The 22,353-nt window shown below is 56.1% G+C and carries 25 protein-coding genes; 14 read left to right on the plus strand and 11 right to left on the minus strand.

Annotation, left to right across the window (positions count from 1 at the left end):
• Window positions 1-40: 40 nt before the first annotated feature.
• The 5 genes from C7476_RS02455 to C7476_RS02475 all read right to left on the minus strand — a co-directional run bounded on the left by C7476_RS02455 (window position 41) and on the right by C7476_RS02475 (window position 4,755).
• Window positions 41-979, minus strand: coding sequence for a phosphoribosylaminoimidazolesuccinocarboxamide synthase (locus tag C7476_RS02455; protein ID WP_114428299.1), 939 nt, complete (start codon window positions 977-979; stop codon window positions 41-43).
• Window positions 980-1,060: 81 nt separating this feature from the next.
• The gene (locus tag C7476_RS02460) at window positions 1,061-1,804 is read right to left on the minus strand and encodes an SDR family oxidoreductase (protein ID WP_114428300.1); all 744 of its coding nucleotides are present in this window, start codon (window positions 1,802-1,804) and stop codon (window positions 1,061-1,063) included.
• Window positions 1,805-2,089: 285 nt separating this feature from the next.
• Complete coding sequence (locus C7476_RS02465; RefSeq protein ID WP_114428301.1) at window positions 2,090-3,463, minus strand: glutamate--cysteine ligase; 1,374 nt, start codon at window positions 3,461-3,463, stop codon at window positions 2,090-2,092.
• 104 nt (window positions 3,464-3,567) lie between these two features.
• Window positions 3,568-4,302 (minus strand): 16S rRNA (uracil(1498)-N(3))-methyltransferase, encoded by a 735-nt coding sequence (locus C7476_RS02470; RefSeq protein WP_114428302.1) that lies wholly within the window; start codon window positions 4,300-4,302, stop codon window positions 3,568-3,570.
• Between the two features lie 15 nt (window positions 4,303-4,317).
• Entirely contained in the window at window positions 4,318-4,755 is a 438-nt protein-coding gene (locus C7476_RS02475; RefSeq protein ID WP_114428303.1) for an Lrp/AsnC family transcriptional regulator, read from the minus strand.
• A gap of 131 nt (window positions 4,756-4,886) precedes the next feature.
• On the opposite strand from C7476_RS02475, the gene C7476_RS02480 reads away from it, so the two are divergent.
• Window positions 4,887-5,786 carry a DMT family transporter gene (locus C7476_RS02480; protein WP_114428304.1) on the plus strand — a complete coding sequence of 300 codons (900 nt, stop codon included), beginning with the start codon at window positions 4,887-4,889 and terminating at the stop codon, window positions 5,784-5,786.
• On the opposite strand, the gene C7476_RS02485 is transcribed toward C7476_RS02480, so the two are convergent.
• The gene (locus C7476_RS02485; protein WP_114428305.1) at window positions 5,776-6,396 is read right to left on the minus strand and encodes a hypothetical protein; all 621 of its coding nucleotides are present in this window, start codon (window positions 6,394-6,396) and stop codon (window positions 5,776-5,778) included. The genes C7476_RS02480 and C7476_RS02485 overlap by 11 nt on opposite strands.
• Before the next feature lie 71 nt (window positions 6,397-6,467).
• On the opposite strand from C7476_RS02485, the gene C7476_RS02490 reads away from it, so the two are divergent.
• Both C7476_RS02490 and C7476_RS28035 read left to right on the plus strand, forming a co-directional pair.
• Complete coding sequence (locus tag C7476_RS02490; RefSeq protein ID WP_114428306.1) at window positions 6,468-7,166, plus strand: type 1 glutamine amidotransferase; 699 nt, start codon at window positions 6,468-6,470, stop codon at window positions 7,164-7,166.
• A gap of 178 nt (window positions 7,167-7,344) precedes the next feature.
• On the plus strand, window positions 7,345-7,485 hold the full coding sequence (locus tag C7476_RS28035) for a hypothetical protein (RefSeq protein WP_181872325.1): 141 nt from the start codon (window positions 7,345-7,347) through the stop codon (window positions 7,483-7,485).
• A gap of 9 nt (window positions 7,486-7,494) precedes the next feature.
• On the opposite strand, the gene C7476_RS02495 is transcribed toward C7476_RS28035, so the two are convergent.
• Entirely contained in the window at window positions 7,495-8,229 is a 735-nt protein-coding gene (locus C7476_RS02495) for a metallophosphoesterase family protein (protein WP_114428545.1), read from the minus strand.
• A 98-nt stretch (window positions 8,230-8,327) separates the two neighbouring features.
• Between C7476_RS02495 and C7476_RS02500 the strand changes: the two genes are divergently transcribed.
• The 3 genes from C7476_RS02500 to glcF are packed head-to-tail and all read left to right on the plus strand — an operon-like array spanning window position 8,328 to window position 12,370.
• Window positions 8,328-9,824, plus strand: a complete 1,497-nt coding sequence (locus tag C7476_RS02500) for an FAD-linked oxidase C-terminal domain-containing protein (protein WP_114428307.1) — start codon at window positions 8,328-8,330, stop codon at window positions 9,822-9,824.
• Window positions 9,825-11,036 (plus strand): glycolate oxidase subunit GlcE, encoded by a 1,212-nt coding sequence (glcE, locus tag C7476_RS02505; protein WP_114428308.1) that lies wholly within the window; start codon window positions 9,825-9,827, stop codon window positions 11,034-11,036.
• Window positions 11,037-11,038: 2 nt separating this feature from the next.
• Window positions 11,039-12,370, plus strand: a complete 1,332-nt coding sequence (gene glcF, locus C7476_RS02510; protein ID WP_114428309.1) for a glycolate oxidase subunit GlcF — start codon at window positions 11,039-11,041, stop codon at window positions 12,368-12,370.
• A gap of 75 nt (window positions 12,371-12,445) precedes the next feature.
• Here glcF and C7476_RS02515 read toward each other — a convergent pair whose 3' ends face one another.
• Complete coding sequence (locus tag C7476_RS02515) at window positions 12,446-13,234, minus strand: L,D-transpeptidase (RefSeq protein WP_114428310.1); 789 nt, start codon at window positions 13,232-13,234, stop codon at window positions 12,446-12,448.
• A 188-nt stretch (window positions 13,235-13,422) separates the two neighbouring features.
• Between C7476_RS02515 and C7476_RS02520 the strand changes: the two genes are divergently transcribed.
• From C7476_RS02520 to msrA, 6 genes are all read left to right on the plus strand, one after another.
• Complete coding sequence (locus tag C7476_RS02520) at window positions 13,423-14,079, plus strand: DNA-3-methyladenine glycosylase I (RefSeq protein WP_114428311.1); 657 nt, start codon at window positions 13,423-13,425, stop codon at window positions 14,077-14,079.
• A gap of 97 nt (window positions 14,080-14,176) precedes the next feature.
• The gene (gene hisS, locus C7476_RS02525) at window positions 14,177-15,691 is read left to right on the plus strand and encodes a histidine--tRNA ligase (protein WP_114428312.1); all 1,515 of its coding nucleotides are present in this window, start codon (window positions 14,177-14,179) and stop codon (window positions 15,689-15,691) included.
• A 6-nt stretch (window positions 15,692-15,697) separates the two neighbouring features.
• On the plus strand, window positions 15,698-16,828 hold the full coding sequence (locus tag C7476_RS02530) for an ATP phosphoribosyltransferase regulatory subunit (RefSeq protein WP_114428313.1): 1,131 nt from the start codon (window positions 15,698-15,700) through the stop codon (window positions 16,826-16,828).
• Entirely contained in the window at window positions 16,825-17,523 is a 699-nt protein-coding gene (gene hisG, locus C7476_RS02535) for an ATP phosphoribosyltransferase (protein WP_114428314.1), read from the plus strand. The genes C7476_RS02530 and hisG overlap by 4 nt, the downstream gene beginning before the upstream one ends.
• 113 nt (window positions 17,524-17,636) lie before the next feature.
• Entirely contained in the window at window positions 17,637-18,131 is a 495-nt protein-coding gene (gene msrB / locus C7476_RS02540; RefSeq protein ID WP_114428315.1) for a peptide-methionine (R)-S-oxide reductase MsrB, read from the plus strand.
• Between the two features lie 20 nt (window positions 18,132-18,151).
• Window positions 18,152-18,841, plus strand: coding sequence for a peptide-methionine (S)-S-oxide reductase MsrA (gene msrA, locus C7476_RS02545; protein WP_114428316.1), 690 nt, complete (start codon window positions 18,152-18,154; stop codon window positions 18,839-18,841).
• Between the two features lie 64 nt (window positions 18,842-18,905).
• Here msrA and C7476_RS02550 read toward each other — a convergent pair whose 3' ends face one another.
• Together C7476_RS02550 and fumC are read right to left on the minus strand one after the other, a co-directional pair.
• Window positions 18,906-19,292 carry a DoxX family protein gene (locus tag C7476_RS02550; protein WP_114428317.1) on the minus strand — a complete coding sequence of 129 codons (387 nt, stop codon included), beginning with the start codon at window positions 19,290-19,292 and terminating at the stop codon, window positions 18,906-18,908.
• 108 nt (window positions 19,293-19,400) lie between these two features.
• Window positions 19,401-20,792 (minus strand): class II fumarate hydratase, encoded by a 1,392-nt coding sequence (gene fumC, locus C7476_RS02555; RefSeq protein WP_114428546.1) that lies wholly within the window; start codon window positions 20,790-20,792, stop codon window positions 19,401-19,403.
• A gap of 138 nt (window positions 20,793-20,930) precedes the next feature.
• On the opposite strand from fumC, the gene C7476_RS02560 reads away from it, so the two are divergent.
• Both C7476_RS02560 and C7476_RS02565 read left to right on the plus strand, forming a co-directional pair.
• Window positions 20,931-21,341 carry an SRPBCC family protein gene (locus C7476_RS02560; protein ID WP_114428318.1) on the plus strand — a complete coding sequence of 137 codons (411 nt, stop codon included), beginning with the start codon at window positions 20,931-20,933 and terminating at the stop codon, window positions 21,339-21,341.
• An 8-nt stretch (window positions 21,342-21,349) separates the two neighbouring features.
• Complete coding sequence (locus tag C7476_RS02565) at window positions 21,350-21,706, plus strand: VOC family protein (RefSeq protein WP_114428319.1); 357 nt, start codon at window positions 21,350-21,352, stop codon at window positions 21,704-21,706.
• 30 nt (window positions 21,707-21,736) lie between these two features.
• Here the strand turns inward: C7476_RS02565 and C7476_RS02570 are convergent, their stop codons facing one another.
• Complete coding sequence (locus C7476_RS02570; RefSeq protein WP_114428320.1) at window positions 21,737-22,297, minus strand: NADPH-dependent FMN reductase; 561 nt, start codon at window positions 22,295-22,297, stop codon at window positions 21,737-21,739.
• Window positions 22,298-22,353 lie beyond the last annotated feature (56 nt).

Raw genomic sequence — 22,353 nt, forward strand, 5'->3', positions numbered from 1 at the left:
TTAGCGCCGTAGTAACGCCGACTTCAATACTTTTCTCTCGTTAGAAATATTTCGCCAGATTGTTGCGAATACGCTGCAGCGGATCGACTGCCGGATCACCAGCAGCAAATTTCCGGTCGGTGATCTTTTCATAGGCTTGAATATAGACCTGCGTCGTCGCGTCTATCACGTCTTCCGGTATCTCCGGAATATCGTCCTTATAGGGATCGCAACGTTCCACGACCCAGTTACGCACGAAATCCTTGTCGAAACTGACCGGCCGCTTGCCGGGTGCGTAGCTGTCGGCAAACCAATAGCGGCTGGAATCCGGTGTATGGATTTCATCGGCCAGCACGATGTTACCTTCATCGTCAGTGCCGAATTCATACTTCGTGTCGGCAAGGATCAAACCACGGCTCGCGGCGATCTCCTGACCCCGCGCGAAAAGCTTCAGCGCGTAGCCAGTAATCGTTTCCCACTGCTCCTCGGTAAGAAGCTGTTCCTTCAGGATATCGTCAGCGGTCAGCGGTTCGTCGTGGCCGCCATCGAAGGCCTTTGAGGTTGGTGTGATAATCGGCGCCGGCAGCTTTTCATTGTCCTGCATGCCATCGGGAAGGGTAAAGCCGTACATTTCACGCTGACCGGCCTTATAGAGCGTCAGTATCGACGTTCCGGTTGTTCCGGCAAGATAACCACGCACGACAATTTCAACCGGCAGGATGGTCAGCTTGCGGCAAACCAATACATTGGGATCTGGATACTCTATGACGTGATTGGGGCAAATATCCTGCATCTGTTCAAACTGGAAACGCGCCGTTTGCGTCAGCACCTGACCCTTCAGTGGTATGGACGCAAGAATGCGGTCAAACGCGCTGATGCGGTCCGTGGCGATGATGATGCGCCTTCCGTCCGGCAGATCGTAATTCTCTCGAACCTTGCCTTTGTAGTAGTTCGGCAATTCTGGAATATAGGCTTCGGAGAGCGCTTTGTATTTCGGCATGGTTCAGAAATCCGCATGAATGATACAGCTCCCGCATAACACAGATAACGGGCGGCGGGAGTCACAATTGTAAGGCTTGGCTCAACGTCCGCCAGTTACGTCAAGGATGGCCCCAGTCACATAGGATGACTCGTCACTCAAGAGCCACACGATGGATTGGCCGACTTCATCGGCAGTACCAGCACGACCGAGTGGAGCGGTAGCCCCAAGACGCTGCGCCCGGTCCGGTTGGCCGCCGCTGGCATGAATATCGGTCTCAATCAGCCCCGGCCGGATAGCGTTGACGCGGATACCCTCCGCTCCAACTTCCTTGGACAGGCCGATCGTCAGCGTATCCATGGCACCTTTCGATCCGGCATAATCGACATATTCCCCCGGTCCGCCGAGCCGTGCCGCCGCCGAAGACAAAAGAACGATCGAACCGCCATTGCCACCACGTGAACGGGCAAGATGGCGTACGCCCTCGCGTGCGCAGACATAGGCGCCAAGCACGTTCACGTCGAAGATGCGGCGCATACGTTCAATGTCCATATCCATCAGTCGCGAGCCAGGAGCAACAATACCTGCATTCACCACGACACCGTCGAGAGTGCCGAGTTCGGCGGTCTGTTCGAACATGGAGATGACATCGGTTTCGACAGCAACATCGCCTTGAATGGCTTTGGCCTTGCCGCCCGCTGCAATGATGGTCTCAACCACTTCGTCGGCAGCAGCTTTATTGCCCACATAGTTGACGCCGACCGACCAGCCCCTCTGACCTGCAAGAATTGCCGACGAGCGGCCGATGCCGCGACTGGCGCCGGTAATCAGAATGGTTTTTGTCATGGTCGATCCTCGAGTTGACTAGGTCGTAAACTCATAAATCTGGTAGAAATGGCGCCTGAAACGGCAAGAAGATGCGAGGAGAAGCGTGAAGGGCGGGGTCTTTCCCCCGGCCGAACGGTTCGACATGGCAGCTCGCAGCCGTTTCGGCGTCCGGAGGATATGGTCCATCTTCCCGGCAACAGCGTCGCAAAGGCTCGACAATGGATAAACATTGCCATCGCCTTCGCTCCTTGTATCCGAAAAGATGGCCTCATACCATTTCCATCAGATTTATGAGTTCACGACCTAATAGGCGTATTCCAGAAATGCCGGCTCAACGGAACTGCCCCAAGCAGTATTATACTGCGACAGCATCTGCTCAGCCGACGTTGTTCCACGCGCAACAACTTCCTCCAGCGACGAGAGATAGTGCGTCTCGTCGAAGCCTTCGCTGTTGAGCTTTGCCCGGTTCTTCAGGCCGAGCCGCGAAATCGCCAGCACATCACGTGATATTTCATGCACAGACCGATTGCGCAGCGTGGCGCGCAGGCCTTGCACCGGAACCTCGTCGCGCAGCGCCTGTACTTCCGAGTAGGTCCAGTCATAGGTCATGGCTTCTGCTGCATCCAACGCCTCGGCATCGTAGAGCAAACCAACCCAGAAAGCTGGGAGAGCGCAGATGCGGCGCCAAGGTCCGCCATCGGCGCCACGCATTTCGAGGAAGCGCTTCAGTCGCACTTCCGGGAACAGGGTGGATAAATGATTGGTCCAGTCGCCCATGTTCGGCGTGCCTTCCGGGATGGAATCCTTCAGAGCGCCGTTCATGAATTGACGGAATGTCACGTGGGTACAATCATGATAGCGACCATGGCGCATGACAAAATACATGGGCACGTCGAGTGCCCATTCGACGTAGTCGGCAAAGCCAAAATTCTTGTTGAAGATGAACGGCAGAACGCCCGAGCGATTGTTGTCCGTGTCGCGCCAGATGTTTGAACGCCATGACAGCAGACCGTTTGGCCTGCCCTCGGTAAATGGCGACATTGCAAAGAGCGCGGTCGCGATGGATTGCAACTTCATCGAAACCTGCATCTTGCGGCGCATGTCCGTTTCGGACGAGAAGTCGAGATTCACCTGGATCGTGCAGGTGCGATACATCATGTTCAGGCCGTCCTTGCCAACTTTCGGCATATAGTTGGACATGATGTTGTAGCGCGATTTCGGCATGCGCGGCGTTTCGGCGAGCGTCCATTTGGGACTGCCGCCGAGACCAAGGAAACGAATACCTAGCGGCTCCGCGATTTCGCGCACCTGCGCCAGATGTGCGTTGGATTCGCGGCAGGTCTGATGAATGGTGAGAAGCGGCGCACCGGAAAGCTCGAACTGCCCACCCGGTTCAAGCGAGATTGCCCCCTGACCAGTAGGCTCGACAAGGCCAATGATATTGCCTTCGTCGATGATCGGCTCCCAGCCAAGCTTGGACTTCATGCCTTCGAGGATCGCGCGAATTCCGCGCGGTCCTTCATAGGGAACCGGGCTGTTGTCTTCCGTGTAAAATGGGAACTTCTCATGCTCCGTGCCGATGCGCCAGTCGGTCTCCGGCCTCGATCCCTGAGCAAGATAGGTAGCCAGTTCTTCAGTGCCGGTGATCGGTGTTTCGTCTGTCGTATCGCGCGCCATGGATGGTGCTTTCCGAGATGATGAGATCGTCGCGCGTGATTGACCGTTTTCGTGCAGGAGCGCAAGCAAATTTCGCTTATGGTCTCATCAAGAGTATTTGTAACTCACCAATCGCCTATCGTCGCCTGAATCAAGGCGAGGGCCGCAACTGCGGCTGTATCTGCCCGCAGGATGCGCGGACCCAGTGGAATAGCGGTGACAAAGGGCAGCTTTCGCAAGGTTTCGCGTTCCTGGTCGGAAAAGCCTCCTTCCGGACCGATGAGGACACCAAGCGGGCCACGCGGGAGCGACTGCAGCAGCGGCAGTGGATTATGTGTGTCATGTCCCTCATCACAGAAAATGAGGCGACGCTGGTTGTCCCAGCCTTCAAGCAGCTTTTCGAGCTTTGCAGGCTCACGCGTTTGCGGGATGGCCAGCACGCCGCATTGTTCCGCTGCTTCGATCGCATTGGCCTCGATTCGCTCGATCCCGATGCGAGAAACTTGCGTATGTTGTGTGATTACCGGCTGCAGAACGCCTGCGCCCATCTCCACCGCCTTCTGGACCAGATAGTCGAGCCGGCCCTGCTTCAACGGTGCGAAGCAATAGACGAGATCGGGCGCGGCGGGCTGTTGGCGAACCTGTTCCAGCGGCTCAAGGAACAGCTTTTTCCTGCTTTCGAATCGCAATGCCGCACGCCATTCGCCATCCCGCCCGTTGAAGACGAGGATTTCATCCCCGTCCTTCATCCGCAACACATTGGACAAATAGTTGACGGCCTCCGGACCCGTCTCTGCGCGCTTCCCGGCGGCAAGACTGTCGGTGACGTAGAGCCGCTGCATTTTGTAATTTGCGCGCATTGAATATCCGGATGTTTAACTGAGCGGCGGCAGGCGGCGCTTGACCGGCGACGACTTGACAATGGAAGTGTTTGTCTCGGCCCTTTCCGATAGACGGTCGAGTATCATGTCGAGTTGTTCCATCGTCCGGAATTGTAATTTACCAACGAAGCAATCGTCACCTGTGACCTTGTCGCATTCAGTGATTTCCGGCGTCTCCTGGATGAGCTTTTCAACGATGTGCAGCATGCCAGGCAATGGCCTGACGCGTACGATGGCCGAGAGGCTATAGCCGAGGGCGACGGGATCGATGTCGATCGTAAAGGAGCGGATCACTTTTTTCTCTTCAAGGCGGCGCAATCGCTCGGAAACGCTGGGCGAAGACAGGCCCACCTGATTGCTAAGCTCCTTTAGCGATATACGCGCATCATGAACAAGAATCTCGATGATAGTTCGGTCAAGATCATCAAGCATAATTTCCTCCTAAGGCCACTCATTTATTTCGCCTCAAATAAGAAGGTGAAGCGCGAGTTTTGCCTTTCGCGACATATATCAAATTCGCCACTTGACGCATACCCTTAGCAAATCAACAAAAGGTGTTCGCCATGGAAAAAGATGTGTTCAGGGGCAGCGTCGAAATGACTGCCGCCATGCTCATTTCAGGGACAATCGGCTGGTTTGTATTGATGTCAGGCCAGCCGGTTCTGTCGGTGGTTTTTTGGCGCTGCGCCATTGGTGCTGTGACGTTGCTTGCTGTCTGCGCGGCGCTTGGGCTGCTGCGACGTGATGCCATTTCGCTGAAACTCTTCGGGCTCGCCGTTATTGGCGGCATAGCAATCGTGTTGAACTGGGTTTTGCTTTTTGCCGCTTACTCGCGCGCATCCATTGCCATCGCCACCACGGTGTACAACGTCCAACCGTTCATGCTGGTTGGTCTGGGCGCATTGGTTTTCAAGGAAAAACTCACCGCTACCAAGCTTTTCTGGCTGGGTTTCGCCTTTGCGGGAATGCTGCTGATCGTCCAGGCCAAACCTGGAGGCGCTTATAACGGCTCCGACTATATGGAAGGCATTGCCCTGTCGCTCGGTGCAGCCTTTCTCTATGCAATCGCCGCCATAGTGGCCAAACGCCTGAAAGGCATTCCATCACACCTCATCGCCCTCATTCAGGTCTGCGTTGGCGTCCTGATGCTTGCACCATTCGCCGATTTCGCTCGACTGCCGCAGAGCACGGGCGAATGGAGCAGTCTCGTAACAATTGGCGTGGTTCACACCGGGCTGATGTATATCCTGCTCTATAGCGCAATTCAGAAACTGCCGACACACATTACGGGCTCGCTTTCCTTCATCTATCCGATTGCTGCGATCTTGGTGGACTATATTGCCTTCGGACACGCCCTGCAGCCAAGGCAGTTGGTCGGGTCCGCTGTCATTCTGCTAGCTGCCGCGGGTACAAGCCTCGGCTGGACGTTCCGCAGGTCAATTCCGGTGAGTGTCAAGGCTTGATGTATAGGTGCACGAGCGGGTTATAGCCCGCTCTCAGCGCCAGGACGGTTGCAGGCGGTGTGAGGAGCATAACATCGCGGCTGGACGGATCAGATAGTGTGTACCCCTGCCAAGACCAAAGATACGTCACGCCATCTTTGACAGCATAGGCATCTTCGCCACTGGCAATCATCGTACCATTCGGTAAATCCTTTATTTGACCTTCAATGGGATGCCGCCGTTTGCCACCCTTTGCATCCAGCCGCTCCCTGTGCAGGACCGCGTCCATGGCAGGTGCAGGCTGGATCGATGTTTTATTCCCGTCAGCCCACGCCGCCTGAAAGGCTTTCGCCTGTTGCCGCTGGCAATAGAAGCATGGCCTGTGTCCCGCTGCGAGCGCTGTCGCTTCGTCTAAAAAGAACAATTCGGTCCAGCTTCGCCGGGCCATGACCTCGCGCCGCACACCTTTGAATTCGCAGACGCAGATGATCCAGGCCCGTGTCGTCCATCGACGCTTGAGCAAAGTCCGCGTCGCGGGATCGTGGATGATGCCGCGATTTCCCATCAGCGCGCCACGATATGGCGCAGCGACAATATCGCCAAAAGGTGTCACGCGGTTTTGCAGGGTCATTTGGCGGCTTCCGACTCTCCAGAGCGCATGCTATCCAGAACTCCCGTTGTTACGATCATCAGGCAGGCTGCATGCGCGTTCTCGTCGTTCAGAATTATCAGAATACAGGCCTTGGCCAGGTCGGACGCGCATTGGAAGAAGCAGCCGCCGAAATCGATCTGCGTCAACCCTATCTTGATCAAATCTTGCCAAATGACGATTTGGATCACGACGCGCTGGTCGTACTCGGTGGTGACCAGAGCGCGCTCGATGATGACACCTATCCCTATCTTCCCGCATTGGCGAGACTGATCAAATGCTTTGGCGATGCCGGCAAGGCCGTGCTCGGCATCTGTCTCGGCAGTCAGCTCGTTGCACGCGGCTACGGTGGAGAGAACATTCTGGGACATCCGGCCGAATTCGGTTGGCACGAGGTGACCGGAACTGTTGAAGCGAAGTCTGATCCCGTTCTTTCTGCTGTTCCGCAGCAGTTTCCGATTTTTCACTGGCATAGTGACACCTTTTCGCTTCCTGAAGGTGCCGTGCCCCTCGCTTCAAGTCATATGACCCGGAACCAGGCATTTCGTATCGGTCGTGCTGTCTATGGCATCCAGTTTCATTTCGAGGCCGATACCAAGCTCGTTGACGAGTGGAGACGTGTTTTCCATGATCAGATCAAAAATCTGGATCCCGATTGGCTCGCCAACTACGGCACCTATCTGGAGCGTGACGGGGCTGAAGCAGATGCGGCCGGCCTGGCGCTCGCTCGCGCTTGGGTGGCACTGATTTAGGTCTGCATCGCGATTTTCGTTGCAACTTGGCAACAGCCTAATTCCGAATCCGATTGGATGTCGGGATTCATGTGAAGCGTGTCTCCAATTCACTAGTTGGTAATACTTGCGTCCTTTATTGGCCACACTGGTTAACTGGCATGAAGCCAGACCCATATAAACCAATGGAAACGCCGAAATGACTACCAAGAGTGCTGCACTTCTAACTGCCGTCATGCTCTCAGCTATCCTCTTCATGGGCGCAGGTCTGTTCTCGGTAGATGCCGGTAGCCATACGGTTTCCAGCGACGGTTACGGCGTGAGCACTTCTTTCCGCTGATAGCGGATTTCACATCGCCTCAAGGAAAAACTTGTTCTCGGCGTCGATTGCGATCGCGCTGAGACGACCGCTGAACACCGCCCCGGTATCGAGATTGATGCGGTTTGGTCTGATTTCCACGTCAGTGACGGGCGTATGGCCATGGATGATGACTTTTGGATAGAGCCGTGGCTCGCCAAGGAATTGCTCCCTGATCCAGACAAGATCTTCCGGATCCTGACTTTCGAGGTCAATTCCCGGACGTATGCCAGCATGGCAAAAGAAAAAATCGCCAAAAATCATCGAGCGCTTCAGGCCGCGAAGAAATTCTATGTGCCCCGGGGGAACCGCGTCTAGCAGCGCGTTCCGTCCTGCCGCTACAGATCCAAGATCGTTGAAATCGATGGAAACGCCATAGGAAAGTGCAGTCTGGCGACCGCCATTGTGTGCGAACATTCCATTGGGAGCGCCAGTCGCCAGAAACTCAAGAAAGCCGAAATCGTGATTTCCTGCGATAGCCAGCATTCGGTGCGTCTTCTTCTGTGCGCTGACCAAAAGATCAAGCACGCCTTTTGAATCGGGACCGCGATCGACGTAGTCGCCAAGATGAACAATCACCCAATCGAAAGGCGGTGATTTCTCGTTCTCCGCCTGAATGCGCCGATGCATTTCCTGCAAAAGATCGAGCCGGCCATGCACATCGCCAATCGCATAGACCCGCAGCCTGTCGGGCCCGCGTGCATGTTTGAAATCAACTGTTTTCATTGTGCAATTGTCTTTCGCGTCGTAGTTGTGCGATATCTCGTTCAAGCGGATAATGTCATAGCGAGACATGCTGGAATAGCTGTAGCAAGGGAAAGTTCATGTCCGGACTACTGATGCCGAAAGCCGACGACGCAACCATGTCGCGCCGTTCGGACATCGTGACGGCGCTGCGGACAATAGTTCCGGGCGAGGGCGTCGTCGATGCCACCAATGCGATGCGGGTATTTGAGTCGGATGCTCTGACCGCCTATCGCCAACTGCCGCTGGTGGTGGTCCTGCCGCAAACCGTGGCACAGGTTTCGCGCGTCCTCAAATATTGCCACGAGAACAATGTAAAGGTCGTACCACGCGGCTCCGGAACGTCCCTGTCTGGGGGCGCTCTGCCACTCGAAGATGCGGTACTGCTCGTCATGTCGCGCTTCAATCAGATATTGGAAATCGACTATCCCAATCGCGTCGCTGTCGTGCAGCCCGGTGTAACCAATCTCGGCATCACCAAGGCGGTCGAACACGAGGGCTTCTATTATGCGCCAGACCCTTCGTCGCAAATTGCCTGCTCGATCGGCGGCAATGTTGCCGAAAACTCAGGTGGCGTGCATTGCCTCAAATATGGGCTTACCGCGAACAACGTCCTTGGCCTCGAAATGGTGCTGATCACCGGCGAAGTGGTCCGGCTAGGCGGCAAGCATCTCGATTCTGAGGGTTATGATCTTCTTGGTCTGATGACCGGCTCGGAGGGATTGCTTGGCGTCGTCACTGAAGTCACCGTGCGTATATTGCAGAAACCGGCGACAGCGCGCGCGTTGATGGTAGGCTTCCCGACAAGTGAGCAAGCTGGCAAATGTGTTGCTGACATCATCGCTGGCGGGGTTATTCCTGGCGGTATGGAAATGATGGATCGTCCGGCGATTCACGCGGCCGAAGACTTCGTCCATGCCGGTTATCCGCTCGATGTGGAGGCGCTGCTGATCATCGAACTCGATGGCCCGGTGGTAGAGGTCGATCACCTGATCGGCATGGTAGAGGCCATTGCTAACAAAAATGGTGCGTCGACCTGCGTGATCTCGCAAAGCGAAGAGGAACGCATGGCGTTCTGGGCCGGCCGCAAGGCGGCGTTCCCTGCGGTTGGGCGCATTTCGCCGGACTATCTCTGCATGGACGGCACGATCCCCCGTAAGGAGTTGCCGAAAGTGCTGGCCGGTATGCGCGAACTTTCGGAAAAATACGGCCTTCGCGTTGCCAACGTCTTTCATGCTGGAGACGGCAATCTGCATCCGCTCATCCTTTACGATGCGAATATTCCGGAAGAACTGCATAAGGCGGAGGATTTCGGCGCCGATATCCTGCGGCTCTGTGTCAAAGTTGGCGGCGTGTTGACGGGCGAGCATGGTGTTGGGGTCGAGAAACGTGAACTGATGCCGGAAATGTTCAACGAAATCGATCTTAACCAGCAGATCAGGGTCAAATGCGCTTTTGATGACAAGCACCTCCTCAATCCCGGCAAAGTATTTCCGCAATTGCATCGCTGTGCCGAACTTGGCCGCATGCATGTGCATCGCGGACAGGTGCCATTCCCAGAAATTCCGAGATTCTGAGTGACCATATTTACTCCCAAGACCGAGGACGAAATCGTCGAGGCTCTCCAATGGGCGCTTTCCGAGAACGCGCCGGTTGAAGTCGTCGGTCAAGGTTCCAAACGCAATCTTGGCCGTCCGTTGCAGACGGAACACACAATCGCGCTATCGGAATACTCCGGCGTGACGCTCTACGAGCCGGACGAACTTGTGCTGAGCGCAAAAGCAGGCACGCCTGTCGCCGAACTCGAGACGCTGCTTGCGGAGAACGGCCAGGCGTTTCAGTTTGAACCAATGGACTATGGGCCGCTTCTGGGGCAAGCTTCGGGACAGGGCACCTTTGGAGGCCTGCTTGCCACCAATCTATGCGGGCCGCGCCGTCTGAAGTCGGGCTCGGCACGCGATCATGTTTTGGGCGTGCGCGTCGTTTCAGGCCGAGGCGAATTGTTCAAATCTGGCGGGCGGGTTGTCAAGAACGTGACCGGTTATGATTTGTCGAAAGGCATGGCCAATTCGTGGGGTACGCTCGGCATCGCCACTGAAATAACCTTCAAGGTCCTGCCCGCTCCGGAAACCGAAACCACGCTAGTGGTGCGTGGTCTTGCCGATGACGAAGCGGCGCGGGCCATGGCGATTGCCATGGGATCGAGCGGCGAGGTGGCTTCCGCAGCACATCTTCCAGTCAATGTATCCGGACGCGTTATCGACGGTGATCTCAACGGTGACGCATCCACGTTGCTACGGCTTGAAGGTTTTGCGCCATCGGTCAACGATCGTGCCGCCATGCTCAAAGGTCTATTGGCGTCGGCGGGCACGATTGCGGACGTTTCGGGCGACACTTCGCGCAAACTCTGGCAGGAGATCCGTGATGTCATCCCCTTCGCAGACGGCACGGAACAACCCGTATGGCGCGTATCGATGGTGCCAATGGAGGCTTACAAACTCGTTGCGTCCCTACGCATGGGCGCCGCTGTCGACGCATACTATGATTGGCAAGGCGGGCTTGTATGGTTGCGCATGGAAGGCGAACCGGAAGCGGAGGCCGTGCGTGCTCTCATCAAGAAATATGGCGGAGGTCATGCAACGCTTGTTCGCGCATCGACGAGCTTGCGCGCGGCATTGCCGGTGTTCGAGCCGCAGCCTGCGCCCTTGGCAGCGTTGTCGAAGCGGCTCAAGCAGCAATTCGACCCGAGCGGAATACTAAACCCGGGCCGCATGGTCGCAGGAGTATAAACGTGCAGACAAATTTCACTCCCGAGCAGTTGCTGGATCCCGGCGTTGAAGAATCTGAGAAGATTCTGCGCAAATGTGTGCATTGTGGCTTCTGCACCGCGACTTGCCCGACTTATGTGACCCTCGGGAACGAACTCGACAGTCCGCGCGGGCGCATCTACCTGATCAAGGACATGCTGGAAAACGGCCGTGCGGCTGATGAGCAGGTTGTCAAGCATATCGACCGCTGCCTGTCATGCCTTGCCTGCATGACGACCTGTCCTTCCGGCGTGAATTACATGCATCTGGTTGATAACGCCCGCGCGCATATCGAGAAGACCTATAAACGTCCACTAGTAAACCGGCTGACGCGTGCTCTCCTGGCGTTTGTCTTGCCTTATCCGGGACGCTTTCGCCTTGCTCTCACCGCAGCAAAGCTGGGCCGCCCACTTGCTCCGCTGTTCAAATCGATCGCCGCGTTGAAGCCAATGGCCGCGATGCTCGAACTCGCACCCAAATCTGTCCCAGCGAAATCGCGCTTTGCCGAGCCGGGTTCGCATATGCCTGAGACATCGAAAAAGGGCAGGGTTGCTATACTCACGGGCTGCGCCCAGCCGGTGCTGAGACCCAGCATAAATGAGGCGACAATCCGGCTTTTGACCCGGCTTGGTATCGAAGTTGTGGTGCCAAAAGGCGAAAGGTGCTGCGGCTCGCTCGTGCACCATATGGGCCGCGAAGAAGAGGCACTTGAGGATGCACGTCGCAATGTTGATGTATGGATCCGCGAGCTTGATACAGGTGGCCTTGATGCCATCGTGATTACCGCGTCCGGTTGCGGCACGACGATCAAGGATTATGGCTACATGCTGCGCCTCGATCCCGACTATAAAGACAAGGCTGCCCGTGTGTCCGCCTTGGCCAAGGACATTACCGAATATCTGGCGACCTTGACCCTACCTGAACTGAAAGAGCCTGCTGGTCTTAGCGTTGCGTATCATTCCGCTTGTTCGATGCAGCACGGGCAAAAGATCACGCGCCAACCCAAGGACTTGCTGAAGACAGCTGGCTTCATTGTCAAGGATCCGGCCGAAGGGCATCTTTGCTGTGGCTCGGCCGGGACCTACAATATCATGCAGCCGGAGATCGCTCGCACACTGCGGGATCGTAAGGTGAAGAACATTGAAGCGACCGGCGCCAGCCTCATCGCAACCGGAAACATCGGGTGCATCACCCAAATTGCCAGCGGTTCGAAATTGCCTATCGTCCACACTGTTGAGTTGTTGGACTGGGCCTACGGCGGACCCCGACCTGAAGGTGTGCCGACGCCAAAATCATTCCTGCAAGCAGCAGAATAAATAAAGAGGGCAGGGATTCAAGCGAACCCCTGCCCAATTCCCGGCACCGCCCCCGGTGCCGGCCCCCATAACTGTTTATCTCACAACGACCTTGGTACCGACGTTCACCCGTTCATAGAGATCGGTGACGTCTTCGTTGCGCATGCGGATGCAACCGCTTGAGACGGAATGGCCGATTGTCCAGGGCGCATTGGTACCGTGAATGCGGTAAAGCGTCGAGCCGAGATAGAGCGCACGTGCTCCGAGCGGATTGGCAACGCCGCCCTCCATGTGCGCCGGGATTATGCGTCCCTTCAATCTCTCACGCTCGATCATCTGCGCAGGCGGATACCAATCGGGCCATTCAGCCTTGCGGCTGATCGCATTGGTACCAGACCAGCCAAAACCTTCCTTGCCGACGCCGACACCATAGCGCTGCGCGGTTCCACCGGCCTCGACCAGATACAGAAACCGTTGCGATGTATCGATGACGATGGTGCCAGGTTTTTCCGGCCCGTTATAGGCAACCGTTTGCGGCAAGAATTTCGGATCCATGCCTCGCTGTTTTGGCGGAGTGTCGGCAGCCGGCTGTGAAGGGCGTTGAAACGAAACGTCACGAACGGCTGGATTTGCGTCGACATCCCGGCGAACCGCGCGGCGGTCCCGTTGCTTGACTGCGCGTACTGGTGGATCACTGAAGACCACATAACCGTGAGGATTGACGGGTGCGCCGACCGGCCTTTGGCGCAGTTGCATCACCCAGGGCGCCGTGAGGTCGGGACTCATGACCACAGGTGGCCTTGTTGCGTAACGCTCGCTGGCTATCGCGCCGGGCACAATTGCCACGACCAGGCAGGATGTCAGAAGCAGTAAGGCAGTTCTCATTTTGATTGTTCTCAAAAACTCTGCTGACAGGATTTGTCAGCTTTCGGGTTGAGTTTGCCTGCGCGTGGGTAGAAAAAAGTGAATCGCGATCGATAAAATGCGATTTTTTATCGAAACTATTTGGTGTGGTTACCAGCTGGTTTTCAGAACTGGTTAACGTCAAATGAAACGTTCGAAGGATAGGCAATATGCAAGATGATGTCCCGGTCAAGACTGGTCTGACGACAGGCGAGGACGGCGTCACCCGTTGCTTCTGGCCGGGCACGCTTCCGGAATATGTGCATTATCACGATCACGAGTGGGGCAGGCCGGTTACGGATGATACGCGCCTGTTCGAAAAAATATGCCTCGAGGGCTTTCAGTCTGGCCTTTCCTGGCTGACCATATTACGCAAACGAGAGAATTTTCGCGAGGCGTTCGACGGCTTCGACTATCACCGTATCGCCCGCTATGGCGAGAAGGATGTCGAGCGGCTGCTTGCAGATGCCGGTATCATCCGCCATCGCGGCAAGATCAATTCTGCAATCAATAATGCCAACCGCGCGATTGAACTCGTTAAAGAGACGGGATCGCTTGCTGCCTATTTCTGGACCTTCGAGCCTCCGGCAGATGAGCGTCCAAAGGTGGTCGACTATCCGACGCTTGTCGCAAACCCCACCTCGCCGACTTCGATCCGCTTGTCCAAGGATTTGAAGAAGCGTGGCTGGAGCTTCGTCGGACCCACAACGATGTATGCGCATATGCAAGCCATGGGCCTCGTCAACGATCATATAGAAGGCTGCAAATGCCGTCAGGAAATTGAAAAGCTGCGTAAAGGTTTCAAACGTCCCGTCCCGGCCTCGTAGTTCTCAAATCGCTGCGGCTTCATCAATCCTTGCCCTTGATGCACTGATCGGCTAGAGCAAACCCGCTTCAGCAATCGAGAAATTTCAAGGTTCCATCATGGCAACGAAAGCAGATAGAGTTAAGGCACGGCTGCCACGAGGATTCGTGGATCGTGTGCCCGAGGACCTGCGCGCTGCCGAAAAGATGATTGCGGAAATTCGCAAGGTCTACGAACTTTATGGTTTCGAGCCTGTTGAAACACCGCTCATTGAATACACCGACGCGCTGGGCAAGTTCCTGCCGGATCAGGATCGTCCCAACGAAGGCGTGTTTTCCTTCCAGGACGATGATGAGCAGTGGCTGTCGCTGCGCTACGACCTGACCGCACCGCTGGCGCGTTACGTCGCCGAGAATTTCGAGAGCATTCCCAAACCCTATCGCAGCTACCGCGCCGGCTGGGTGTTCCGCAACGAGAAGCCCGGTCCTGGCCGCTTCCGCCAATTCATGCAGTTCGATGCCGACACGGTCGGCGCACCATCCGTCTCGGCGGATGCGGAAATGTGCATGATGATGGCCGACGTCATGGAGGCTCTGGGGATCAAGCGTGGTGACTATGTCATCCGGGTCAACAACCGCAAGGTTCTGGATGGCGTGCTCGAGGCGATCGGCCTTGACGGCGATGAGAATAGCGGCAAGCGTTTGGTCGTGTTGCGTGCAATCGACAAACTGGACAAATTCGGTCCCGATGGCGTGCGTGAATTGCTGGGCAAGGGCCGTCTCGACGAGAGCGGTGACTACACCAAGGGCGCTGGTCTAGACGAGGCTGCTATCGCCAAGGTGATCGATTTCACTTCTGCAGGCGGTGCAACGGGCGGCGAGACGATTGCCAACCTTGAACGTGTCGTCACCGGCAATGACAAGGGTGTAGAGGGGGTTGTAGAACTTACAACAATTGAAGCGCTTTGCTCGGCAGCGGGCTATGAAGGCCGTGTCAAGATTGATCCCTCCGTCGTGCGAGGTCTGGAATATTACACCGGTCCCGTATTCGAGGCAGAACTGACCTTCGACGTTACCAACGAAAAGGGCGAAAAGGTTGTTTTCGGCTCCGTCGGCGGCGGTGGCCGTTATGATGGCCTTGTGTCGCGTTTTCGCAGCGAGCCGGTTCCCGCAACCGGCTTTTCCATTGGTGTTTCGCGTTTGATGACAGCGCTTACAAACCTTGGCAAGCTCGATACGTCCGACAATATCGGCCCGGTCGTCGTGCTCGTCATGGACAGGGATACGGTAAGCCTTGGCCGTTACCAGAAAATGGTTTCGGACCTTCGCCAAGCCGGCATCCGCGCGGAAATGTATCTTGGCGGGTCCGGTATGAAACCGCAGATGAAATATGCCGATCGCCGCGGTGCACCTTGCGTGATCATTCAGGGGTCGCAGGAGCGTGACAATGGCGAAGTCCAGATCAAGGACCTGATCGAGGGCGCGCGTCTTTCGGCGGAGATTGAGGACAATGTCACCTGGCGTGAAGGCCGTCCGGCACAGATTACAGCCAAGGAAAGCGATCTGGTCACCGAGGTGCGCAAGATCCTTGAGGCGCAGGCGGAAGATCGCGCCAACGCGGCGAAGGCCGTCTGAATTCGGATGGCCGCCTCCAGAGCCCCAGCTTTTTCCGATGAACTCGCCGCGCTGATTTCGGGGCGGGATGCTGAGCTCGTTGATATTCCTGTTATTCAGCCTGCCGACCAGTTCCTTGACATGGCGGGCGAAGACTTGCGCCGCCGCATCTTTCTGACAGAAAACGAAAACGGCGAGAGCCTGTGTCTTCGCCCGGAGTTCACGATTCCCGTTTGCCGCAATCATATCGAACGTAACGCCGCGACGCCAAAACGCTACGCCTATCTGGGCGAGGTGTTCCGCCAGCGCCGCGAGGGCGGTTACGAGTTTTTCCAGGCCGGCATAGAGGATCTTGGTGATGCCAATCGCGCCCGAGCCGACGCGCGATCGCTGGCCGATGCTGTTGCCGCGATCCGCGTTATTGCTCCCGATGCGCAACTCGAAACCCTGCTCGGCGACCAGGCGATTTTCGAGTCGGTGCTGGTAGCGCTTGGCCTGCCGCGAGGCTGGCAGAAAAAACTCGCGCGCGCCTTTGGGAATCCGGGTCAATTGAAGGGTTTGCTCAAGGACCTTTCGTCGGACCGCCAAAGCGATGCGCTACCAGATCATCTCGCGGCACTGGTCGAAAAAGGCGATGAAGCTGTGCTGGCTGCTGCACTCGAACAGGATATGCGGGTTGCTGGTATTTCCCCGGCCGCCGGTCGCGCACCTGTCGAAATCGCGCGACGCTTGATCGAAAAGGCAGCGCTTGCTTCGGTACGGCTGCCCGCCAAGGCCTTCTCTGCTTTGGAGAGCTTTCTTGCGATCCGTGTGCCACTGCCATCCGCCGCCGGTGAATTGCTCAAATTCGCGCGCTCCAACGAGTTCGATCTCGGGCCTGCGCTGGAACAATTCGAAGCGCGGGCGGCCTCGGTTGTCGAAGCGGGCATCGGAGAGGAGACGATTATCTATGACGCCGCGTTCGGACGCCCGCTCGATTACTATACCGGTCTTGTTTACGAAACGCGCGCGCTGAATAATCTCGACCTCGGCGCGATCGTGGGTGGCGGCCGTTATGACCGGTTGCTGACGATGCTGGGAGCCGTTGGCTCCATTCCAGGTGTCGGATTCTCGATCTGGCTCGACAGGCTCGAACAGATCGCGGGAGAGGCAAAATGACGGTTACCTTGGCCCTTCCCTCCAAAGGCCGTCTCAAGGATCAGGCGCTTGGTGTGCTTGAAAGCGCCGGTCTCAGCGTGATCCTCCCCAGGGATCAACGCAACTACCGGGCACAGGTCAAAGGCGAAAGCCAGATCGATATTCTGTTTCTCTCCGCCTCGGAAATTGCGCGCGAGCTTGGCTATGGCAGTGTAGATCTCGGCATCACGGGTGAAGACTTGATCCGCGAGACTTTGTCGTCCGCCGATGAGCGTGTTCAGATCGAAGCCCGGCTCGGTTTCGGCCAAGCGGACGTTGTGGTCGCGGTGCCAGAGGTTTGGTACGACGTATCAAGCATGGCCGATCTTGATGACGTTGCCGCTGATTTCCGCCAGCGCCATGGCCGGCGTCTGCGCATTGCCACCAAATATTGGCGTCTCACACAGCAGTTCTTTTCGCAGATGCACGGCATTCAGGTCTATCGCATCGTCGAGAGTCTTGGCGCCACCGAGGGCGCTCCCGCCTCGGGCTCCGCTGATATTATCGTCGATATCACATCGACAGGATCGACGCTGCAAGCCAATCATCTCAAGGTTCTTGACGACGGAATAATCCTCCAATCGGAAGCCTGTCTGGTTTCGTCACGGAGTACAGCCGAGGCTAGCGCAGTCGAAAAACTGTCGCGGCGCATCAAGGCCGCTTTGAACAAAGGCTGATTTTCATCAACTCTCCGTGACTCCAGGCTGGTTGTGTAACCTTTCCGGCCGTCCTTACGTATCTCCCTGCAGAAACCGGTTATTATCGGTACATTGGCACAGGGAGTTCAGCCATGATGACACGTCGAACGCTTTTTGGCGGTGCTATAGCAGGACTTGGCGCATTGGTGGCGGCGCGTTTTGCCGCGACACCGACAGCCCAAGCGGCCGGTACGTTCGAAGTCGAGCACACGAGCGCCGAATGGAAGAAGCTGCTCACCCCCGAGCAATATTACGTGTTGCGCGAGGAGGGGACCGAGAGGCCGTTCACCAGCCCCCTCAATCATGAAAAGCGCAAGGGCACATTTACCTGCGCTGGCTGCGATCTGCCGCTCTTTGATTCAGACACCAAATTCGAAAGTGGTACCGGTTGGCCAAGCTTCTGGTTGCCCATCAAGGGCTCGGTCATCGAAAAAACTGACAGTTCATTCGGCATGTCGCGAACGGCGGTCGAATGCCACCGTTGCGGCGGTCATCTTGGCCATGTCTTCGACGACGGTCCGAAACCGACCGGTCTGCGCTATTGCATGAATGGCGTTGCGTTGAAATTCAAACCGGTCGCTGCGTAAGCGCTAGAAGGACAAAACCTATGAAACTTCGTCAAATTCTGCTCGCCACGGCGATTCTGTTGGCTCCCGGTTTTGCTCTTGCCGGGGAGGATGTCACCATGGTGCCACCGCCGGCGCTCGATCAAACGACGCCGGCCAAAAGCGAGACCATCGTCCTCGCGGGCGGCTGCTTCTGGGGCGTTCAAGGCGTCTATCAGCACATGAAGGGCGTAAGCAGTGCCGTTTCCGGCTACTCCGGCGGTAAGAAAGAAACGGCGAGCTATGAGATTGTCAGCGGCGGCGACACTGGGCATGCTGAATCGGTCGAGGTGACTTTCGATCCAAAGACTGTCAGCCTTGGCAAAATCCTGCAGGTGTATTTCTCGGTGGTTCACAATCCGACGGAACTCAATCGTCAGGGGCCAGATTCGGGGACGCAGTATCGCTCGGCGATTTTCACGACCAGCGCCGATCAGGAAAAGGTGGCCAAAGCTTACATTGCCCAGCTTGATAAGGCGAAAGTCTATTCCGACCCGATCGTTACCAAAGTCTCGTCGCTCGAAAAGTTTTATCCAGCCGAGGCCTATCATCAGGATTACGCCACGATCAATCCGACCCAGCCCTATATATCCTACTACGATCTGCCCAAAATTGAAAACCTGAGCAAGTTGTTCCCGCAGGATTATCGGGAGAAACCCGTATTGGTCAGCGAAGCGAAAGCTTCGAACTAAATCCTTGTTCTCTTATAGAAAAAGGCCGCTATGAGCGGCCTTTTTTACATTCGGTCAAATGCGATCAGCCGCGCTTGGCGTCTACCGAGAGAGCGCCTGCACCGTACTGGGCGAGTACGAAGAAGCCACCGGCGATGGCAAGGTTCTTGAAGAAGTTGATCTGGTTCGCTTGGTCCCATGGCACGAGGTGCCCGACAAATGCTGCGGCAATGGTAAATAGGCCAAGCAGGATTGCAGCATAGCGTGTCTGAAAGCCGATGAGTACGGCAAGTCCGCCCAACAACTCGACCAGACCGACAATGACGGCAGTGACTGTGGGCAGTGGCAGGCCCTTGGCGGCGAAATATCCCGCAGTGCCCGCAATAGCAGTCAGCTTGCCGAAGCCAGCGGGAATGAACAGAATCGAAAGTAGAATGCGACTGATCAGTGTAACTAGGGCATTGTTAGGCATAAGAAATCTCTCCGGGTTTGGCGTTGCCCCCCAATAGCTAAATCCGATTGTCAAACAAAGCTATTATTTTCTCTACACATTGTTCACAGGCGAAACGGTTTTCCAATGTCACTCTGGCGCGATCATTCGTTCCGGGCGCACGAGGCGATCATAGTCTTCGGCTGAGACGTGACCGCTTGCTAGTGCTTCTTCCCTCAGTGTCGTACCATTCTTGTGGGCTGTCTTGGCTATCTTGGCAGCATTGTCATAGCCGATAGCCGGGGCCAAGGCCGTGACAAGCATCAATGAACGCTCAAGCAGGTCCTTGATACGGACTTCATCCGCCTCAATACCTTCGACGCAATTGTCGGCAAAGGAGACCATCGCATCGGACAGAATGCGGACTGACTGAAGCACGTTCAATGCAACCACAGGCTTGAATACATTGAGCTCGAAATGGCCCTGGCTGGCTGCGACGGTCACGGTAGCGTTGTTGCCGAACACCTGTGTGGCCACCATGGTCAGTGCTTCGGCTTGGGTCGGATTGACCTTGCCTGGCATGATTGATGAGCCCGGTTCGTTTTCGGGCAGCTTCAACTCACCGAGACCAGAGCGAGGACCGGAGCCGAGAAAACGGATGTCATTGGCAATCTTGAACAGATCGGTGGCAAGCGCATTGAGGCTGCCGTGGAAATTTGTGAGTGCACCGTGGCTGGCCAAAGCCTCGAACTTATTTGGTGCCGTTTTGAAGGGAAGGCCGGTAATATCGGATACGGCATCGGCAAATCCGGTATCGAAGCCAATCGGCGCATTGAGGCCGGTACCAACCGCGGTGCCGCCCTGTGCCAACAGGAACACATCGGCAAGGCTTTGTTCGATGCGCTTGTGCGCGTATTCCAGCGCAGCCCGGTAGCCCGAGAATTCCTGACCAAGTGTGACTGGGGTTGCATCCTGCGTATGTGTGCGGCCGATCTTGATTATGTCTGCAAAGGCCTCTTCTTTTTTGGCCAGCGCCGCCGTCAGATGGTTCAGTGCTGGAAAGAGGCGCTCTGTCGCTTCCACCGCTGTGGCAATGTGGATTGCAGTCGGAAACGTATCGTTCGACGATTGGCTCATATTGACGTGATCATTGGGATGAACCGGTTTTTTCGAGCCCTTGGTTCCGCCCAACATTTCGATAGCGCGATTGGAGATCACCTCGTTGGCATTCATGTTCGACTGCGTGCCTGATCCCGTCTGCCAGACGACGAGAGGGAAATGGTCATCCAGCTTGCCCTCGATGACTTCTTCGGCAGCGACGGTGATGGCGCGGCCAATCACTTCATCGAGCTTACCAAGTGCCATGTTGGTTTCGGCAGCGGCGCGCTTTGCTATACCGAGAGCACGTACAAGCGGGATCGGCATTCTTTCGCCGCCGATTTTGAAATTGTGCAGTGAGCGTTCGGTTTGTGCGCCCCAATATTTGTCCGAGGCAACTTCGATCGGGCCAAAAGTATCTGTTTCGGTACGCGTAGAGCTCATCATGCACTTTTCCTGATGGGAGTTGGCAGATCACTACTGCGAAGCTCGACGGGAGGCAAGGTTCGAGCGGCAAATGTTGGCCGGAAAACGATGCCATGCTAAGTTAAAATCGATTAGAACATGCAGGGAGGACAGGGCATGGCGACGCATGAAGCGCGAACCCTTCAAATTTCCATTCAGCGATCTTGGCGCGACGTCTATGACTACGCAAGCATCCCGGAAAACCTGCCGGAATGGGCCTCCGGACTAACTTCTGCCTTGCAAAGGTCGGGCGACGAATGGCTGGCGGACAGTCCTGCCGGTAAGCTCAGGCTACGTTTTGCACCGCCAAACAAGCTCGGCGTTCTCGATCACTGGGTGATCACCGAAACCGGCGAGAAGGTTTACATTCCCCTGCGGGTTGTCGCCAACGGGGAAAATTCGGAGGTAACATTCACCTTGTTCCGGCTCCCGGGAATGGACGATGAAAAATTCACTGCAGACGCGGCCTGGGTAATGCGTGACCTGCAGAAGCTCAAGGACGTGCTCGAAGTACAACTTATAGAGTGAGGTGAAAAATGGCCAGTTCAGGCAAGGACGGGCGTATCGACTATATCGAATTCAATGTGACAGATATTGCGCGGGCCCGCAGTTTCTATGGCAATACGTTCGGCTGGTCTTTCACCGACTACGGAGCTGATTATTGCGAATTTTCCGACGGTAATCTCAAAGGCGGATTTGCCAATGCCGGCGACGTCAAACCGGGTGGCGGTCCGCTGGTCATCTTCTTCGCCGACGACCTTGCGGATACATTGAAGCGGGTTGAAAAGGCGGGAGGCAAGATCGTCAAGCCGATCTTCAATTTCCCCGGTGGGCGCCGCTTTCATTTCACCGATCTGGAGGGTTACGAATTGGCGGTCTGGTCTGACAGGTGAGCGGCCGCTTGCGCGGCCGCTCTTTAATTATCAAGCAGCACGGGCTGTTTTTAGAGCGTTTGCCCACAGGACAAGCTGGTTGAGCTGGTTGTTGGCCGCTTCATTGAGATGTTCATAGTCGGCAAGCTTCTTCTCGCCTTTGACGACCGTGAGATATTCGGGGAAGGAGATGTGGATACCGGTTTTGACTGACGCGGCACTCATTTCCACGAAAACCAGTCGAAGATGCTCGATTGCGCGGGCACCGCCAACGCCGCCATAGCCAACAAATCCAACCGGCTTGTGAATGAACTCACCAAGATCGATGGCGTTCTTCAGAACAGCAGTCGGGCCGTGGTTGTATTCCGCAACGGTGACAACAAAACCGTCGAACTCACGCAGTTTCTTTTTCCAGCGCTCTGCCGTCTCGGTTTGGGCGGTCGACGTGCGCTCTTCGCCGAAGAAATGCATAGGATAATCGAGCAAATCGAGGATTTCGACTTCGATATCGTCACGTTTGCCGGCTATTTCGGCGATCCACTTGGCCGGAAATTCGGCGAAACGGCCGATCCGCGTGCTGCCAATGATGATGCCGATTTTTGCTTTAGCCATATTGAGAAATCCTTTGTCTTGGGGTGGTAACTATTTGTGACCGGCGCTATATAAGT

It is taken from the genome of Phyllobacterium bourgognense, from assembly GCF_003337575.1.
GTDB classification, from domain to species: Bacteria; Pseudomonadota; Alphaproteobacteria; order Rhizobiales; family Rhizobiaceae; genus Phyllobacterium; species Phyllobacterium bourgognense.

Coding starts and splice junctions, on each gene's coding strand:
- C7476_RS02455 (WP_114428299.1), bottom strand. CDS start 979: ATGCCGAAATACAAAGCGCTCTCCGAAGCCTATATTCCAGAATTGCCG.
- C7476_RS02460 (WP_114428300.1), bottom strand. CDS start 1,804: ATGACAAAAACCATTCTGATTACCGGCGCCAGTCGCGGCATCGGCCGC.
- C7476_RS02465 (WP_114428301.1), bottom strand. CDS start 3,463: ATGGCGCGCGATACGACAGACGAAACACCGATCACCGGCACTGAAGAA.
- C7476_RS02470 (WP_114428302.1), bottom strand. CDS start 4,302: ATGCGCGCAAATTACAAAATGCAGCGGCTCTACGTCACCGACAGTCTT.
- C7476_RS02475 (WP_114428303.1), bottom strand. CDS start 4,755: ATGCTTGATGATCTTGACCGAACTATCATCGAGATTCTTGTTCATGAT.
- C7476_RS02480 (WP_114428304.1), top strand. CDS start 4,887: ATGGAAAAAGATGTGTTCAGGGGCAGCGTCGAAATGACTGCCGCCATG.
- C7476_RS02485 (WP_114428305.1), bottom strand. CDS start 6,396: ATGACCCTGCAAAACCGCGTGACACCTTTTGGCGATATTGTCGCTGCG.
- C7476_RS02490 (WP_114428306.1), top strand. CDS start 6,468: ATGCGCGTTCTCGTCGTTCAGAATTATCAGAATACAGGCCTTGGCCAG.
- C7476_RS28035 (WP_181872325.1), top strand. CDS start 7,345: ATGACTACCAAGAGTGCTGCACTTCTAACTGCCGTCATGCTCTCAGCT.
- C7476_RS02495 (WP_114428545.1), bottom strand. CDS start 8,229: ATGAAAACAGTTGATTTCAAACATGCACGCGGGCCCGACAGGCTGCGG.
- C7476_RS02500 (WP_114428307.1), top strand. CDS start 8,328: ATGTCCGGACTACTGATGCCGAAAGCCGACGACGCAACCATGTCGCGC.
- C7476_RS02515 (WP_114428310.1), bottom strand. CDS start 13,234: ATGAGAACTGCCTTACTGCTTCTGACATCCTGCCTGGTCGTGGCAATT.
- C7476_RS02520 (WP_114428311.1), top strand. CDS start 13,423: ATGCAAGATGATGTCCCGGTCAAGACTGGTCTGACGACAGGCGAGGAC.
- hisS (WP_114428312.1), top strand. CDS start 14,177: ATGGCAACGAAAGCAGATAGAGTTAAGGCACGGCTGCCACGAGGATTC.
- C7476_RS02530 (WP_114428313.1), top strand. CDS start 15,698: ATGGCCGCCTCCAGAGCCCCAGCTTTTTCCGATGAACTCGCCGCGCTG.
- hisG (WP_114428314.1), top strand. CDS start 16,825: ATGACGGTTACCTTGGCCCTTCCCTCCAAAGGCCGTCTCAAGGATCAG.
- msrB (WP_114428315.1), top strand. CDS start 17,637: ATGATGACACGTCGAACGCTTTTTGGCGGTGCTATAGCAGGACTTGGC.
- msrA (WP_114428316.1), top strand. CDS start 18,152: ATGAAACTTCGTCAAATTCTGCTCGCCACGGCGATTCTGTTGGCTCCC.
- C7476_RS02550 (WP_114428317.1), bottom strand. CDS start 19,292: ATGCCTAACAATGCCCTAGTTACACTGATCAGTCGCATTCTACTTTCG.
- fumC (WP_114428546.1), bottom strand. CDS start 20,792: ATGAGCTCTACGCGTACCGAAACAGATACTTTTGGCCCGATCGAAGTT.
- C7476_RS02560 (WP_114428318.1), top strand. CDS start 20,931: ATGGCGACGCATGAAGCGCGAACCCTTCAAATTTCCATTCAGCGATCT.
- C7476_RS02565 (WP_114428319.1), top strand. CDS start 21,350: ATGGCCAGTTCAGGCAAGGACGGGCGTATCGACTATATCGAATTCAAT.
- C7476_RS02570 (WP_114428320.1), bottom strand. CDS start 22,297: ATGGCTAAAGCAAAAATCGGCATCATCATTGGCAGCACGCGGATCGGC.